Annotated in this window: 12 protein-coding genes and 4 tRNA genes; 4 read left to right on the plus strand and 12 right to left on the minus strand. The window is 63.2% G+C overall.

All coding sequences use genetic code 11. From position 1 onward, the window contains the following. Positions 1–24: 24 nt before the first annotated feature. The 9 genes from NCG91_RS08980 to NCG91_RS09020 all read right to left on the minus strand — a co-directional run bounded on the left by NCG91_RS08980 (position 25) and on the right by NCG91_RS09020 (position 7,839). Positions 25–100, minus strand: a tRNA-Trp gene (locus NCG91_RS08980). 66 nt (positions 101–166) lie between these two features. Then, positions 167–1,357 carry an elongation factor Tu gene (tuf, locus tag NCG91_RS08985; RefSeq protein WP_077398776.1) on the minus strand — a complete coding sequence of 397 codons (1,191 nt, stop codon included), beginning with the start codon at positions 1,355–1,357 and terminating at the stop codon, positions 167–169. Between the two features lie 88 nt (positions 1,358–1,445). After that, positions 1,446–1,520 (minus strand) — tRNA-Thr (locus NCG91_RS08990). A 43-nt stretch (positions 1,521–1,563) separates the two neighbouring features. Then, positions 1,564–1,637, minus strand: a tRNA-Gly gene (locus NCG91_RS08995). Positions 1,638–1,699: 62 nt separating this feature from the next. Then, positions 1,700–1,784 (minus strand) — tRNA-Tyr (locus NCG91_RS09000). Between the two features lie 223 nt (positions 1,785–2,007). After that, complete coding sequence (locus NCG91_RS09005; protein ID WP_077398774.1) at positions 2,008–3,654, minus strand: tetratricopeptide repeat-containing response regulator; 1,647 nt, start codon at positions 3,652–3,654, stop codon at positions 2,008–2,010. Positions 3,655–3,787: 133 nt separating this feature from the next. Continuing rightward, positions 3,788–5,383: a DUF3369 domain-containing protein gene (locus NCG91_RS09010; protein WP_099665767.1), complete on the minus strand. Its 1,596-nt coding sequence runs from the start codon at positions 5,381–5,383 to the stop codon at positions 3,788–3,790. Between the two features lie 63 nt (positions 5,384–5,446). Further along, on the minus strand, positions 5,447–6,538 hold the full coding sequence (locus NCG91_RS09015) for a J domain-containing protein (protein ID WP_251349425.1): 1,092 nt from the start codon (positions 6,536–6,538) through the stop codon (positions 5,447–5,449). Positions 6,539–6,687: 149 nt separating this feature from the next. Beyond that, complete coding sequence (locus tag NCG91_RS09020) at positions 6,688–7,839, minus strand: class I SAM-dependent methyltransferase (protein ID WP_251349426.1); 1,152 nt, start codon at positions 7,837–7,839, stop codon at positions 6,688–6,690. A gap of 74 nt (positions 7,840–7,913) precedes the next feature. Between NCG91_RS09020 and NCG91_RS09025 the strand changes: the two genes are divergently transcribed. The 4 genes from NCG91_RS09025 to pepF all read left to right on the plus strand — a co-directional run bounded on the left by NCG91_RS09025 (position 7,914) and on the right by pepF (position 12,185). Further along, on the plus strand, positions 7,914–8,702 hold the full coding sequence (locus NCG91_RS09025; RefSeq protein WP_251349427.1) for an SDR family oxidoreductase: 789 nt from the start codon (positions 7,914–7,916) through the stop codon (positions 8,700–8,702). Positions 8,703–8,755: 53 nt separating this feature from the next. Beyond that, the gene (locus tag NCG91_RS09030; RefSeq protein ID WP_046682033.1) at positions 8,756–9,154 is read left to right on the plus strand and encodes a dihydroneopterin aldolase; all 399 of its coding nucleotides are present in this window, start codon (positions 8,756–8,758) and stop codon (positions 9,152–9,154) included. 32 nt (positions 9,155–9,186) lie between these two features. After that, positions 9,187–10,122, plus strand: a complete 936-nt coding sequence (gene ttcA, locus NCG91_RS09035; protein ID WP_251349712.1) for a tRNA 2-thiocytidine(32) synthetase TtcA — start codon at positions 9,187–9,189, stop codon at positions 10,120–10,122. Between the two features lie 179 nt (positions 10,123–10,301). After that, complete coding sequence (gene pepF / locus NCG91_RS09040) at positions 10,302–12,185, plus strand: oligoendopeptidase F (protein WP_251349428.1); 1,884 nt, start codon at positions 10,302–10,304, stop codon at positions 12,183–12,185. A gap of 43 nt (positions 12,186–12,228) precedes the next feature. On the opposite strand, the gene kefC is transcribed toward pepF, so the two are convergent. The 3 genes from kefC to NCG91_RS09055 all read right to left on the minus strand — a co-directional run bounded on the left by kefC (position 12,229) and on the right by NCG91_RS09055 (position 15,844). Then, positions 12,229–14,055, minus strand: coding sequence for a glutathione-regulated potassium-efflux system protein KefC (kefC, locus tag NCG91_RS09045; RefSeq protein ID WP_251349429.1), 1,827 nt, complete (start codon positions 14,053–14,055; stop codon positions 12,229–12,231). Between the two features lie 63 nt (positions 14,056–14,118). After that, positions 14,119–14,688: a dual specificity protein phosphatase family protein gene (locus NCG91_RS09050; protein ID WP_251349430.1), complete on the minus strand. Its 570-nt coding sequence runs from the start codon at positions 14,686–14,688 to the stop codon at positions 14,119–14,121. Between the two features lie 13 nt (positions 14,689–14,701). Then, positions 14,702–15,844 (minus strand): MGDG synthase family glycosyltransferase, encoded by a 1,143-nt coding sequence (locus NCG91_RS09055; RefSeq protein ID WP_251349431.1) that lies wholly within the window; start codon positions 15,842–15,844, stop codon positions 14,702–14,704. Positions 15,845–15,877 lie beyond the last annotated feature (33 nt).

The following is a 15,877-nucleotide window of genomic DNA, read 5'->3' on the forward strand; positions in this document are numbered from 1 at the left end:
TTTCGGTGCCCTGCACCTTGACGGTGGCAGGGACGGAGGGCATCGAACCCCCAACCTTCGGTTTTGGAGACCGACGCTCTGCCAATTGAGCTACGTCCCTACGTAAAACTTTCGAGGAGTGCTATTCTACCACCCAGGACGCCCCGGGTGGAAGCATAACATTTCCTTATGCGATGATTTTTGCAACCACGCCGGCGCCGACGGTACGGCCGCCTTCGCGGATAGCGAAGCGCAGACCTTCTTCCATCGCGATCGGGTTGATCAGCTTGACGGTGATCGACACGTTATCGCCTGGCATGACCATTTCTTTGTCTGCTGGCAACTCGATCGAGCCGGTTACGTCCGTCGTACGGAAGTAGAACTGTGGACGATAGTTGTTGAAGAATGGCGTATGACGGCCGCCTTCGTCTTTCGACAGAACATAGATCTCGCCGGTGAAGTGAGCATGCGGCTTGATCGAGCCTGGCTTTGCCAGAACTTGACCACGTTGCACGTCTTCACGCTTGGTGCCGCGCAGCAGCAGACCAACGTTGTCGCCTGCTTGACCTTGGTCCAGCAGTTTGCGGAACATTTCCACGCCGGTGCAAGTCGTTTTGACGGTATCGGTGATACCAACGATTTCGATCTCTTCGCCGACTTTAACAATGCCGCGCTCGATACGACCGGTCACAACGGTACCGCGACCCGAGATCGAGAACACGTCTTCTACTGGCATCAGGAAGGCACCGTCAACAGCGCGCTCTGGCGTTGGGATGTAAGCATCCAGCGCATCGGCCAGACGCAGCACTGCGTCAACGCCCATTTCGCCTTCTTTGCCTTCCAGCGCCATACGCGCCGAACCCTTGATGATTGGCAGGTCGTCGCCCGGGAATTCGTACTTCGACAACAGCTCGCGCACTTCCATTTCAACCAGTTCCAGCAGCTCTGCGTCGTCGACCAGGTCGCACTTGTTCAGGAACACGATGATGTATGGAACGCCAACTTGGCGGGCCAGCAGGATGTGTTCGCGGGTCTGTGGCATTGGGCCGTCAGCTGCGGAGCACACCAGGATCGCGCCGTCCATCTGGGCAGCACCGGTAATCATGTTTTTGATGTAATCGGCGTGGCCTGGGCAGTCAACGTGCGCGTAGTGACGCGTTTCCGTTTCGTACTCGACGTGGGCGGTGTTAATCGTGATACCGCGCGCTTTTTCTTCTGGAGCTGCATCGATCTGGTCGTATGCTTTAGCTTCGCCGCCGAATTTCTTCGACAGAACCGTTGCGATTGCAGCGGTCAGCGTGGTTTTACCGTGGTCGACGTGGCCGATGGTGCCGACGTTGACGTGCGGCTTGGTCCGTTCGAATTTACCTTTTGCCATTTTGAACTCCTAATGATTTGATTAGATTGCTCAGGCACACGCCCGACGGTCTGGTTTGAATTGCTTCTGTGCTGCCTGCTGCGAATTCTGGTGCCCTTGACGTGGATCGAACACGTGGCCTCTCCCTTACCAAGGGAGTGCTCTACCACTGAGCTACAAGGGCTGTAATTTGTTGCATGCGATGCATCAAGCATCTGAACGGAAACTGGAGCGGGTGAAGGGAATCGAACCCTCGTCGTAAGCTTGGAAGGCTTCTGCTCTACCATTGAGCTACACCCGCGAGGTATCGTTCACTTTATCTTCACTTACTTTTGCTACTACCCAGTTTTCCTTGCAAAAACTTGGTGGAGGGGGCTGGATTCGAACCAGCGTACTCATAGAGAACAGATTTACAGTCTGTCGCCTTTAACCACTCGGCCACCCCTCCGCGGGAACCGCAGAGTATGAAGCATCTACTCACAACTGTCAACCTTATTTGCTGATGCCTGACTGCTGCATTTGCTTATAAAGAAGAAGTTGGCTGCTTCGGGGCGTGATTATAAGCTCCCGATTTGAGAATGTGCAAGGGTTGGCGCGAAAAAGTCTGCTTTTTTTGGATTTTTTTTATCCCCCCCTGCCGGCAAGCCGCATTTTCCCGTCATTTTTCCCTTTTACCGGGCGTCAGGCGGATGCATCCAGGAGTTGCCGAGAGGCTTATATTTACGCAACAACTGCTGATGCAGGCCCGACAGCACGGGCAATTTGGGGTTGCGCGGGTCCAGGCGGCGCACGCCGGCGATAAACGTCAGCGCCTGCTGCCCCATGCGCTCATCCCAGCCTTCGTGCTCCAGGCATTTCAGCACGGCCACGGCCGCATTGAACACCACTTGCGGATTATCGGGCAGGCGCGTGACGGCTTCGCCCATCAGATCGACGGCGCCGCGGAAATCGCCCTCGCCCGCCCTGGCGGCGCCGGCCGCCACCATGTCGGCCACTTCCTGGCGGCTTTGCCGTGCCAGCGCCTTGGCCAGCTCTTCACGCCCGGCATGCTCGAACACGGCCATGGCGCGCGTCATGGCCGCGCTGTCGGGCGCGTTGCGCATCACTTCGCGCATCACCTCGGCGGCGCCATCTTCGCGCCCATGCGCCAGGCAGTGGCGCGCCAGTTCGGTTTTCAGCATGTTCGAGCCGCCCACGCTGTGGCGGTTGGCGGCCAGCGCCGCGTCCAGCGATTGCTGCAGGCGCTCCTCGTTACCCGTATGCGCATGCAGCATGGCGCTGCACAGCGCGCTGCACAGTTCCGCATTCTTTTGCCCGCCCATCGACTTGTCGAGGTCGCGGATCACGGCGCCCACCTGCAGCGGGTCGCCCTTGCGCACCAGGGTCTGCACCAGGCGCACATGGTCTTCCGGGTCGCGGAATTCCGAATACTTGGCCTTGCTGACCACCAGCTTCAGGGATTTTTCCGCCATCTCGATATCGTCGGCCGCCAGGGCCGCCTCGCCAAGGCGGCGCAAGCGGCGCACGGCGTGCGGCGACAGGGCCACCGCTTCGCTCAGGGCGGCCTGCGCCAGTTCCGGCTTGCCTTGCGCCAGATGCGTGCGCGCCAGCCAGTCATATGCGTCGAGAAAACGCTTGTTGTTTTCCAGCAATCCCTCCAGGGTGCCTTGCGCCGCTTCATACTCGCCCAGCAGGAACTGCGTCTTGGCCTGCCCCAAGCGCGCCCAGCCGATGGACTTGGCTGCGTACAGGCCCGCGTAGATCGGCTCGGCGTCGGCCGCTTCACCCAGCAGCAAATGCAATTCCGCGCGCAAGCGCAGAAAATCAGTGGCGTAACGGGGATACAGGCTGGCGCCCTCCGCGCAGGCGGCAATCGCCGCGCGCTCATTGCCCACGTCGATCAGCTCGTACACGGGCACGAAGGCATTGCGCTTGTCCAGCGCGCGGCCGATGCGCTCGAGCATGTTGTCGGCGGTAAAGGGTTTCAGGATGTAATCGGTGGGCAACAGCTCGACGGCGCTGACCACCTTGGCGAAGCTGCCTTCGCCCGTGACCATGAAAAACATGGTCGATGCGTGCATCAGTTTGTGGTGGCGCAAGTCTTCCAGCATCTGCTGGCCATCCTGCCCGCCATCGAGATCGTATTCGCACAGGATCAAATCATACGATTTGCTGCCCAGCATGCGAATCGCCTGGCCCGAGCTGGCCGCGTCATCGATCTTCGCCAGGCCGCACAGGTTGAGCATATTGTGCAGGCTGGCGCGCATGCCCGGATGCGGCTCGATGATCAGTGCGCTAAGGCCCTTGAGTTCTTTCATGTCGTGATGTCCGAAAACTCCGCGGCGCGCCACACTGGTGCGTGGCGCCAGCCAGCATGAGGCTGCCGAGTATATGACGGCGCCGCGCGCAAGGGAATGGCGGCGTGCCGAAAAATGCCGACGACGTTGCTGCTCAAGCGACGGCGCGCTCCGGATGCCACAGTTGCGGCTCATGGTCGATCAGTTCCAGCAGCGCCGTCACCACTTCCGGATCGAACTGGCTGCCGCTGCGCTGTTCGATATATTCGCGCACCTGCGGATACGGCCACGGCTCCTTGTAGGGCCGCTCGTGCAGCAAGGCGTCGAAGACGTCGACCACGGCAACGATGCGCGCGGCCACGGGAATGTTGCGCCCTTTCAAGCCATTCGGATAACCGGCGCCATCGAAGTGTTCGTGGTGGCCGCCGGCGATCTGCGCGCCATACGTGAGGTAGCTGACGCCGTCGACCATGTTGGCGGCCCGCTCGAGGATGGTGCGCCCGACGCTGGCGTGCAGCTGCATCTGCGCCCGCTCCTCGTCCGTATGCTTGCCGGGCTTCAACAGCACGGCGTCCGGCGTGGCCACCTTGCCCACGTCGTGCAGGATGCTGGCCAGGCCGATCATGTCGAGCAACTGCGGGGTCAGCTCGTCGGCATACACGCCGCGCTGCTGCATGCGCCGGGCGATGGCGTCGGACAACAACTGCACCCGCCGCACGTGGCCGCCCGTGTCGCTGTCGCGGAACTCGGCCAGGTCGGCCAGCGCCACCACGGTCGCTTCCTGCGCCTTGCGCAGCTGGCCGAACATGTACAGGTTGTCGAAGGCGGCGGCGATACGCTGGCAAAACACTTCCAGCAAGTCGCGCTGGATCTGCGCCAGCGGCCACGGCGGCGTGACGGAAATGGCCAGCTCGCGGTTGCCTTCCGTGTGGATGAACAGCACATTGGCCGGATGCTCGAACTGGCTGCGCTTTTCCGCAAACGCCTTGTCGATGGTGGACGTGAGGGCATGGTCGGCCGGCATCGCTTCGGACTCGGCCAGCACGGCATACGTGCCCGTGGCGGCCACCACCTCGGGCCGTCCGGCGCCGCCCTGCATCAGGCACAGCACCCCGTCCGCGCCCACGTCGAGGATGGCGCTGACCTGGTTCAGCACGCCGGAAGCGAATTCGCGCAGGGAATGGATCTGATACAGATTGGTGGCGCCGGCGAGTATCTTGCCCAGACCGATGCGGCTGCGTTCGAGCATCATCAGGCTCTCGTAGGCCCGCAGGGCCGAGATGACGGTGGTAAACAACTTTTGCGTCGTCAGTTCCGTCTTGGCCTTGTAATCGTTGATGTCGTATTCGATGATGACGCGCTGCTCGGGCGCCTGGCCCGGCTGGCCCGTGCGCAGCACGACGCGCACGATGGAATTGTTCAGGTCGGCGCGGATGCGCTTGGCGAGGATCAGGCCGGCGTCGTCCGTTTCCATCACCACGTCGAGCAGCACCAGGGCGATATCGGGCGTGTCGCGCAGGATGTCGTACGCCTCGCGGCCGCTGTAGGCGGAAAACAGTTCCAGTTCGCGGCCCTTGAAGCTGACATTGCGCAGCGCCAGCCGCGTGACCGCATGCACGTCGACGTCATCATCGACGATCAGGACACGCCACAGGCGCTGGTCGGGCGCGGCCAGCCCGGCAGGACTGGCCACCGGCTCATCTTCGTCGAGCAGCCAGTTATCATCTGCATCGGCCTTGAGGTCGGTCATGAATACTCCTAATGGATAAGTTCGATGTGGACGCTGCGTTGACGCATATCAAGCATAATCAGATTAGATGCTGCTTACAACAGGATTCTGCGTACCGCCTTCGCTGGCGGACGGCGACGACGCCGGCGCCGAGGCACCGCTGCGCGTGGCGCCGCCACAACTATCCTGGCCCGGCCCGACGGCCTGGTAGCGCACTTCATACTTGCCCGCGCTGAGCTGCTCCACCAGCAGCTTGTCGTACGCGAGGATGTACAGGTAGCGCACGTTCGAGCGCCGCTCCGTGTCAAACAGCTTGACGAACACGGGCGCGGCATTGCTGCTGTTGTCGATGCTCACGGCCAGCTCATCGCCCTTGTTACCGATCGGGAATCCATCGACATAGCCGGAATGGGTCGGCCAGGGTTCGCCATTCGGCGCCACCAGCGATGGGGACTCGGCCTTGCCTGCCCCATCGCAGGCGGGCTGGATGCCTTTCAAACTCAGCTGGGACACGGCCAGCACGCGGATCTCCGGCGTCTTCGCTTGCGGCGGCTCGGGCGCATACGGCTTGCCCACGGCCCAGCTGTCGACTGCCACCGCCTCGCCTTTCGACGACGACACGGCACCGGCCGCCGGCGTGGCCGCTTCCGCATGGGGCTTGGCGCCGTCGCGGGCCAGGCCGCTCCAGGCCGACGCCAGCGCGGCAGGCACGGGCTGCGACGTGTCGAGCATCAGCAAGGCGGCCAGCCAGCCCAGCAACAGGCAGATAAACAAACTCAGCCACCAGCGCCAGTTGCGCCAGACGGGTTGCAGGCCGCGCCGCGGCTTGCCCTTCGGCGGCGGCACATCCTGCGCCCAGGCGTGTTCATGCGGCTGGGCATGGCCTTTCGCGCGGCCATCGCGGCTCTTGCCTTCTTCCTGGTGGGTGCTTTCCAGCCATTCGATTTCCCACTCCTCGGCGGCGATCCACTCGTCGTGTTCCTTGCGGCGTTGTGGATCGGACAAGGTGCCATAGGCGCTGTTGAGGATCGCCATGATGCGGGCGGCCTTTTCGTCGCCGGGATTCTTGTCCGGGTGGTATTTCTGGCTGAGGGCTTTGTACGCGGCACGTATGACTTCCTGCGGCGCCAGGCGCGCCACCTTCAGGTTGTCATAGTGTGTATGTATCTTTCCCATCGTTCTATCTTGAAATCGGTGCGCGGCGACGGGTTCTTGCAGGATGGAACCGTGCTGTGTCGGTCATCATATACGATATGACAAGATAATAACCACCGGCGGACAGGAAATTGCAGGGCGATACTGCCCTGCCTTGATATTGCGGGCGCTTACAAGCGGTGACTGCGGTCGCTGGACAACAGCACTTCCGGCAACTCCACGCGGTGCCCCACCACCAGCACCTTGAACAATTCCCCCATCTCGGCGGGCGACACCAGCTTTTGCACGGCGCTCGCCTGCGGCAAATAGGTCTTGACCTGCTCCGGATCGGTGCGCAGCAGCAAGTCGCCGAGACCCGCGCCCAGCAGGAAGGACGCCTGGTTCATGTAGGCGAGCACATCGAGGCCCGCCTCCTGCGCCGCCACCGCCATCGCCGTAAAATCCACGTGGGCGGTGATGTCCTGCAAGCCGGGCAGATAAAACGGTTCCGCGTGGGCGTGATGGCGGTAATGGCACATCAGGGTACCCGTGGCGCGCAAGTCCAGGTAATACTCATGCGCAGGGAAACCATAGTCGAACAGCACGGCCGCGCCGCCCTTGCCATTGGTCAACATGCGCGCCAGCGAGCGCATGAAACCGCAGGCGACGCCGTGAATTTCCGTGACATAGCCGACCGGCAAGGCGTCCGCCTCGGGCACTTGGGCGGCGATCTGCGCGGCCACGTCAGCGCCGGCCGGGCGTTCGACAAACACGAACTGGCCGTCGGCAATGCTGACGTCGAGTTCGCACCAGCCGGCGGGCGTCTTGCTGATCAGGTTGACGGGCATGGCGTCCAGCACTTCATTGCCGAACACGGCGCCCTCGAAACTGTCGGGAAAGCCGTCGAGCCACACCACTTGCGGGAAGGCTGCCAGCGCCAGCTCCTGGCGCGCGCGCAATTCGCCGGACAATTCGACGATCGCATACTGTTCGACATGGATGCCGGCATTCGCCGCTTCCGTCAGGATATCGCAGGCCAGCTTGCCCGTGCCGGCGCCGAATTCGAGGATGCGCGGGGCCGTTTGCGCCATAATAGCGGCTGCCACATGGGCCAGGGTGGCGCCGAACAGGGGCGAAATCTCCGGCGCGGTTGTAAAATCGCCATCTTTGCCCAGCTTGGCGGCGCCGCCGCTGTAATAGCCGAGGTCAGGCGCGTACAGCGCCAGCTCCATGAAGCGGACAAAGGGAATGGCGCCGTCATTGCGCGCGATTTCGGCGGCAATCTGGTGCTGCAAGGCATGGGACGCGGCCAGCGCGTCGCTATCGGGTGCGGGAAGAGACATTCCCGCATTGTAGCGAATCGGCGGCGCATGCCGCCAGTGTGGCGTCCACCGAATATCTCAACCATAACAAAGACATGACAGAAGCAACGACAACGCCATTCGACAGCACTCCCCGCGTCGCCCTCGTCACGGGCGCCGCGCGCCGCATCGGCCGCGCCATCGCGCTGGGCCTGGCGCGCGACGGCTGGGATATCGCCGTGCATTACCGCGATTCGCGCGACGAGGCGCTCAGCCTGGTCGCGGAAATCACCGCGCTGGGCCGCCGCGCGCAAGCGTTCCCCTGCGACCTGGCGCAGGAAGAGGCCGTACGCCAGCTGTTGCCGCAGGCACAGGCGGCGCTGGGCCCCGTGACGTGCGTCGTCAACAACGCATCGTTGTTTGCATACGACAATGCGGGCGATTTTTCCGTCGCCGCGCTCGACGCCCACATGCACGCCAACCTGGCCGCCCCCATCCTGCTGGCGCAGGCGCTGTACCAGGCCACCCCGGCAGGCGGGCAAGCCGTGGTCATCAACTTGCTGGACCAAAAACTGTACAATCTCAATCCTGATTTTTTGTCGTACACCCTGTCCAAGGCGGCGCTGCTGTCGGCGACCACCATGCTGGCCCAGGCGCTGGCGCCGAAAGTGCGCGTGGTGGGCATTGCCCCCGGCATCACCATGGTCTCCGGCGAGCAGACGGAAGCGAACTTTGCCAAGGCGCATGAAAACACGCCGCTGGGACGCTCCAGCACGCCCGAGGATGTGGCCGACAGCGTCTGTTACGTGGCCGGCGCGCGTGCGCTGACGGGCACGACCCTGCTGGTCGATGGCGGCCAGCATTTGATCGGCTTGCCGCGCGACGTCATGTTTTTGACCAAATAATCAGCAGCCCTACCAAACAACCAGCACTCCAGCATTCCCTAAAAGGTAAAACTATGTCGTCCGCCCTGTCCCACCCTCGCCTGGCCGATTGCCGCCGCCTGTTCCTGCGCAATTACGAAGTCCTCATCAACATCGGCGTCTACGACTTCGAGAAAAAGGGCGAGCAGCGTGTCCTCATCAACGTCGACCTGTACATTCCCCTGGCCCTGTCGACGCCGAAGGATGACCAGCTGGAAGAAGTGGTCGACTACGACTTCATGCGCGAAACCATCGCCAAACGCATGGCGCAAGGCCACGTGCAGCTGCAGGAAAGCCTGGTCGACGACGTGCTGGCCGCCATGCTGGCCCACCCGCGCGTGCGCGCCGCGCGCGTATCGAGCATGAAACCGGATGTGTATCCCGACTGCGAAGGCGTGGGCGTGGAAGTATTCAAGATCAAGGATGAAGCATGAACAACATGAATGACACCGCCGTACTGGAAACGATGACGGCCGCCGTGGAAGTGCCGGCCAATGTGGAAGCGCAGAAACTGGCGCGCAAGAAGGCGGAAAAGATTGCCCTGGAAAACAACAAGCTGCACAAGCGCTTGTGCCGCCTGGTGGGACAAGCCATCGGCGACTTCAACATGATCGAAGACGGCGACAAGGTGATGGTCTGCCTGTCCGGCGGCAAGGATAGCTATGCGCTGCTGGACATCTTGATGACCTTGCGCGAACGCGCGCCGATTCACTTCGATATCGTCGCCGTCAACCTGGACCAGAAGCAGCCGAACTTCCCGCCGGAAATCCTGCCCGCCTACCTGACGGAACTGGGCGTCGCCTTCCACATCGAAAACCAGGATACCTACAGCATCGTCAAGCGCCTGATTCCGGAAGGCAAGACGACCTGCTCGCTGTGCTCGCGCCTGCGCCGCGGCATCCTGTACCGCGTGGCCGACGAGCTGGGCGCCAACAAGATCGCCCTGGGTCACCACCGCGATGATATTTTGGAAACATTCTTCCTGAATATGTTCTTCGGCGGCAAACTGAAAGGCATGCCGGCCAAGCTGCAGTCGGACGACGGCAAGCACATCGTCATCCGCCCGATGGCTTACGTGAAGGAAGAAGACACGCAGCGCTATGCGGAAGTCAAGGGCTTCCCCATCATTCCATGCGACCTGTGCGGTTCGCAGGAAAACCTGCAGCGCAAGCAGATCAAGGGCTTGATGCGCGAATGGGACAAGAAATTCCCCGGCCGCGTGGAAAGCATCTTCTCGGCCCTGTCGAACGTGGCGCCGTCCCACCTGATGGACCCGAAACTGTTCGGCTTCAAGGATTTGAAGGCGGACGGCGTGGCCAACCCCATGGGCGACATCGCCTTCGATGAAGAGCCATGCTCGACGCCGACCACGTTCGGCACCATCGCGCTGCAACCGCTGTAAAAACCTCCTGTTGTTCCGCCGCCACCGTCCAGGTGGCGCGCGGTATCTTCCCTCCGCCTCTTTCCCCCCGCGTCCATTTGAGGTACCGTAGTCAGCTCTGCCGGTACGCGGTGCGTCACGCGCGCATCCCTGCACGGCGGTCAGCACGCATTCTTCCGACAACCTCACTGGAATGAACCATGACGCCATCCGCGCTCAAGCGCCCCCTGCTGTTCTCCCTGCTCGCTCTCGGCCTCTCCTCTGCCTTCGCCGCGCCTGCCGCTGCGCCCACCGACCGCCAGGCCGACCGCTGGGACCTGACGGCGCTGTATCAAGACGACGCCGCCTTCGACGCCGACGCGAAAAAGCTGTCGGCCCAACTGCAGCAACTGGGCGCCTGCAAGGGGCAGTTGAAAGCGTCGCCGGTCCGCCTGAAAAGCTGCCTGGACCTGTACGCCGAGGCGCGCAAGCGCGTCAACACGCTCACCACCTACGCGGCGCAGTATTACGACCAGGATACGGGCGACAGCAAGGGCAACCAGCTGAACCAGCGCGCCGCCCTGCTGGGCAACGACTTCTCCCAGGCGACGACCTTCCTGCAGCCGGAAATCCTCGCCCTGGGCGGCAAGCGCATCGATGCCATGCTGGCGAAAGACAAGGGTTTGCAACTATACCGTTTTCAATTGAGCAACATGCTGCGCAGCGCGCCGCACACGCTCGACGCGGCTGGCGAACAACTGGTGGCGCAGTTCGGCCTCGCAACAAGCTCGGCCGCCAGCGTCTACCGCACCCTGGCCAATGCGGAAATCCCGTGGCCGACCGTGAAACTGTCGGACGGCAAGGAAATACGTCTCGACCAGGCGGCGTACACGAAATACCGCGGTGACGACCAGCGCGCCGACCGCAAGCTGGTGTTCGACGCCTTCTTCGGCAAGTGGAAGGAATATGAACGCACGTTCGGCGAAACCCTGTACGGCCAGCTGAAGACGGACGCCGCGTATGCGAAAGTGCGCCGCTATGCCGATTCGCAAAGCGCGGCGCTCGACGCCGACCATCTGCCGCCGGCCGTCTACCAGACCCTGATCGCGCAGACCAACGCCAATCTGCCCACCTTGCACCGCTACTTCAAGCTGCGCGCGCGCATGCTGGGCGTCAAGGACCTCGCGTATTACGACATCTATGCGCCGCTGCTGAAAAGCGACCGCAGCTTCCCGCTGGCCGAGGGCAAGCAGATGATGCTCGATTCCGTCGCGCCGCTGGGCCCCGACTACGTCAAGGCCCTCACCGCCGCCGTGGACGCGCGCTGGATGGACGTGTACCCGCGCCCGCGCAAGGTAGCGGGCGCCTACATGAATGGCGACGCGTACGACGTGCACCCGTTCGTGCTGCTCAACTACACGGACAATTACGAAGCCGTCAGCACCCTGACGCACGAATGGGGCCACGCCATGCACTCGGTGCTGGCCAACAAGGCACAGCCATCGGTCTATGCGCCGTACAGCATCTTTGTCGCGGAAATCGCCTCGACGACGAACGAGGCGCTGCTGCTCGACGCGCGCCTGAAGCAGGCCAAGGATGACGACGAGCGCCTGCTGTACCTGGGCGCGGCGCTGGAAAACCTGCGCGGCACCTACTTCCGCCAGGCCATGTTCGCCGAATTCGAAGCGGCCATCCACGGCAAGGTGGATAAAGGAGAGTCGCTGACGGGCGAAGAGATCACGGCCATCTATGCCGGCATCCTCAAGCGCTACCATGGCGAGGCGCAAGGCGTAATGACCATCGATCCCGCCTACGCGCTGGAATGGGCCTACGTGCCGCATTTTTATCACGGCTTCTATGTGTTCCAGTACGCCACCTCGATCGCCGCGGCGCAGGATTTCGCGCAGCGCATCCTCGACAAGGAGCCGGGCGCGCTGGCCGCCTACCTGAAGATGCTCAGCTCCGGCGGTTCCGCGTATCCGTATGAGCTGGTGAAGGCGGCCGGCGTCGACCTGGCCTCGCCGAAACCGTACCAGGCGCTGGCGGCGCGCATGAACGGCATCATGGACCAGATCGAGGCGATTGAAGCGAAGCGGGGGAAATAATGCTGGGGTCAGACCCCCTCGATTGTTAGCACAAGCCTTCGCGTTAACGGTGTTGAGGGTCTGACCCCGGTTCTCCCGCTTGCTCCGAGGCAAACGCCGCCGCATCGCTCTCGAACATGTCTTCCAGTTCCTCGCGCGCCTGGCGCGTGAGGGACATGACTTTTTGCTGGTCCTGGAAGTGCGGCGCCACTTCCAGCAGGGTTTTCAGGTTATGCCGGCCAAAGATGCCGGCCGCGCGCTGCGCCCGCTCCGGGCTGAAGCCCACCTGCTGCAAGGTCTGCTCGCCCAGCAGCAGCGCCGCGGCGAACGTTTCGCGCTCGATCAGGGTCACGCCCCGCTTCATCAATTCATAGTAATGCGTGACGTTGCGCGCGCGCGCCAGAATCGTCAGTTCCGGCAGGCGCAGGCGCACGGCGTCGACCAGGGCCAGGCTGTCGTCCACATTGTCGATGGCGATCACCAGCGCCCTGGCCTTCTCGATGCCGGCCGCCACCAGCAGGTCCACGCGCGTGGCGTCGCCATAAAACACCTTGAAGCCGAACTTGCGCAGCAGGTCGATCTGGTCCGGGTCGTGATCGAGCACCGTCACGCCGATCTTATTGGCTGCCAGCAGGCGGCCGATGATCTGGCCGAAGCGGCCGAAACCGGCGATGACGATGGGATTGTCCTGCGCCTCGATATGGTCGTCGGGGCGGCGCTTCTTTTCGCCTTGCAGGCGCGGCGCGACGAATTTGTCGTGCAACAGCAGCAGCAAGGGCGTGGCCACCATCGACAGGGTCACCACCACGACCAGCAGCGCGGCCGTCTCCGGCGCAAACACGTGCGCGGCCTCGGCGGCGGCAAACACGACGAAGGCAAATTCGCCGCCTTGCGACAGCAGCAGCGCAAAGAACAGCTGCTGGCCGCGGGGAATGTCGACAAACTTCGACAGCAGGTACAGCAAGGCGATCTTCACCGCCAGCAGGCCCGCCACCAGGGCAAGGATCAGCAAGGGCTGGGTGCGCAGCACGCCGAAATCGACGGACATGCCCACAGCGATGAAAAACAGGCCCAGCAGCAGTCCCTTGAACGGTTCCAGGTCGGAAATGAGTTCATGGCGGTATTCGGAATCGGCCAGCAGCACGCCCGCCATGAAGGTGCCCAGCGCCATCGACAGGCCCACCGATTCCATCAGCACGCAGATGGCGATCACCAACAGCAGGGCAAAGGCCGTGAAGATTTCGCGCAAGTCCGTCCTGGCGATGAAGCGCAGGATGGGATTCACCAGGAAGCGACCGCCGATCACCAAGGCCGCCAGCACGGCGGCCAGCTTGGCCACGCGCAGCCAGCCCGGTTCGCCACTATGCGTGACCAGCCCACCCAACAGCGGCACCAGAGCGATCATGGGAATGGCGGCGATATCCTGGAACAGCAAAATGGAAAAGCCGGCGGAACCGGCCGGCGTGCTCATCAGCTTGCGTTCGCCCAGGGTGGCCAGCACGATGGCCGTCGACGACAGCGACAGCCCCAGCGCGCCGACCAGCGCCGTGCGCCAGTCCACGCCAAAGGCCATGGCCACGGCGCACAAGCCCGCGCTGACGACGCCCACCTGCGCCCCGCCCCAGCCAAAGATGGGACGGCGCAGCAGCCACAAGCGCTTCGGCTCCAGCTCCAGGCCGATCAAAAACAGCAGCAGCACCACGCCGAATTCGGAAAAGCTGAGGATCACCTCGACATTCTTGATCAGGCCCAGGCCCCAGGGTCCGATGACGACGCCGGCTACCAGGTAACCCAGCACGGCGCCCATGCCCAGGCGCTTGGCCAGCGGCACCATGATGATGGCGGCGACCAGGTAAAACAGTATGTTGATGAGAAAGCTGTGGTGTTCCATGCGGATTCCGGAAAAACGTGACTGGAATCGCAATCATGCCTGAAGTGGCGCGCCAGCGGGGTATCAGGGTTGCGGCGCATCGATACGTGCGCGTAGTTCGTCGACATTCACGCGCTGGAGGTAGCTTTCGATATTCTTCCACACGGCGTGGTAGCCATAGCCGCCGTTTTTCAGCTCGTCGATCGCCTTTTCGCGCGGCCAGCCCTGGTACAGCATGCGGTACATGGCGGCCATCATGCCCGTGCGGTCGGCGCCGTGCAGGCAATGCAGCAGCACGGGACCCTGCTGTCCGGCGGCGCGGATGGCACGCATGGTGTCGATCACATGGCGGTCGCGGATAGCCCAGGTATTGATGGGGATGCGGACGGCGCGGATGCCGCTGCCTTCCAGCACCTGCGTATCGGAGTGGAAGGAGCGCAGGCTGATCACCGTCTTCACGCCCAGCGCCTGCAGCTGGGCCACGTCGGCGCTATCCAGCCTGGCGCTGCGGTACAGGACGGGCGTGACCTGGTGCAGGTTCGACACCTGCGGCAGCGGCGTGGCCCAGTCCGGATGGCGTGGCGGCGATGGTTGCGCCCCGGCCGGCGCGGCGGCCAGCCCCAGGGCGAGGGTCAACAGTACGACATGCAGCATCATGGTTTCCTGGTTATTGAAGAACGGCGCCGGCGCGCAGCACCTGCGCCAGCACGTCCAGGGCGGCGCGCGGGCGGCCCAGGGCCAGCGCCTTTGCGCGCATCGATTGCAACTGCTCGGGATGCTCGAGCAACAGGCGCACCCGGTATTCCAGGGTGACGGCATCGAATGCCTTCAGGGCCACGCCCTGCTCCAGCAGATAGTCGGCATTGCGCTCTTCCTGGCCGGGAATCGGCGAGTTGACGATCATTGGCAAGCCCAGCGCCAGGCATTCCGAGGTGGTCAGCCCGCCCGGCTTGGTGATCACCAGGTCGGCGCACGCCATCAGGCGCTCGACTTCGCTGGTAAAACCTTGCGCCAGCAGGCGGCCCGGATACTGGCCGGCCAATGCCTGCAGCGCTGCCAGCGCGGCGGCGTTTTTCCCCGCCAGCGCGATCAGCTGGAAGTCGCCCGGCAGCGCCAGCAGGTGCGCGGCGACCGTTTCAAGGCTGCCCAGTCCCGCCCCGCCGCCCATCAGCAGGATCGTCGTGCGCCGCGGGTCGAGGCCAAACACCTGCGCGCACGACACGCGGTCGGGCGCCTGCGCGAACGCGGGCATGATGGGAATGCCCGTCACGTGGATGCGCCCGGCGGGAATGCCTTCGTGGCGCATGCGGAACGCCACTTCGTCGGTGGCGGCGAAATAGCCCTGCATCTGCTCGTGCACCCACATGCGGTGCAAGTCGAAATCCGTGACCTGCACCCACACGGGGCAAGCCAGCTGCTGCTGGCGCAATGCGCGCGACAGCAATTCGGCCGGCAGGAAATGCGTGCAGATGATGGCGTCGGGCTGGAAAGCGGCGATCCGCGCCATCAGCGCGCGCGTGTTGAGGCGCTCGACGGCGCGGCGCAGGCGCTGCATCGAGCCGTCGCGCGGCGCATCGTGGGTGGCGTGATACAGATAGCCCCACAGCGCGGGCGCCTTGTTGACCAGCTTGATATACAAATCCGTGTACAGCTTGCGGAAGGCGGGCGTGACGAAATCCATCACGTCGAGATGCAGGGCCAGCGCTGCTGGGCCGCCGCCATCGCGCGCCGCATACGCCTCGATGGCTTGCGCCGCGCGCATGTGGCCGGCGCCGGCCGAGACGCTCAGGAGAAGAATTTTTTGTGTCATGAAAAACCGATGCGTGAACAGGTTGCGCGCGGA

It is taken from the genome of Janthinobacterium kumbetense (assembly GCF_023703445.1).
GTDB lineage: Bacteria > Pseudomonadota > Gammaproteobacteria > Burkholderiales > Burkholderiaceae_D > Janthinobacterium > Janthinobacterium kumbetense.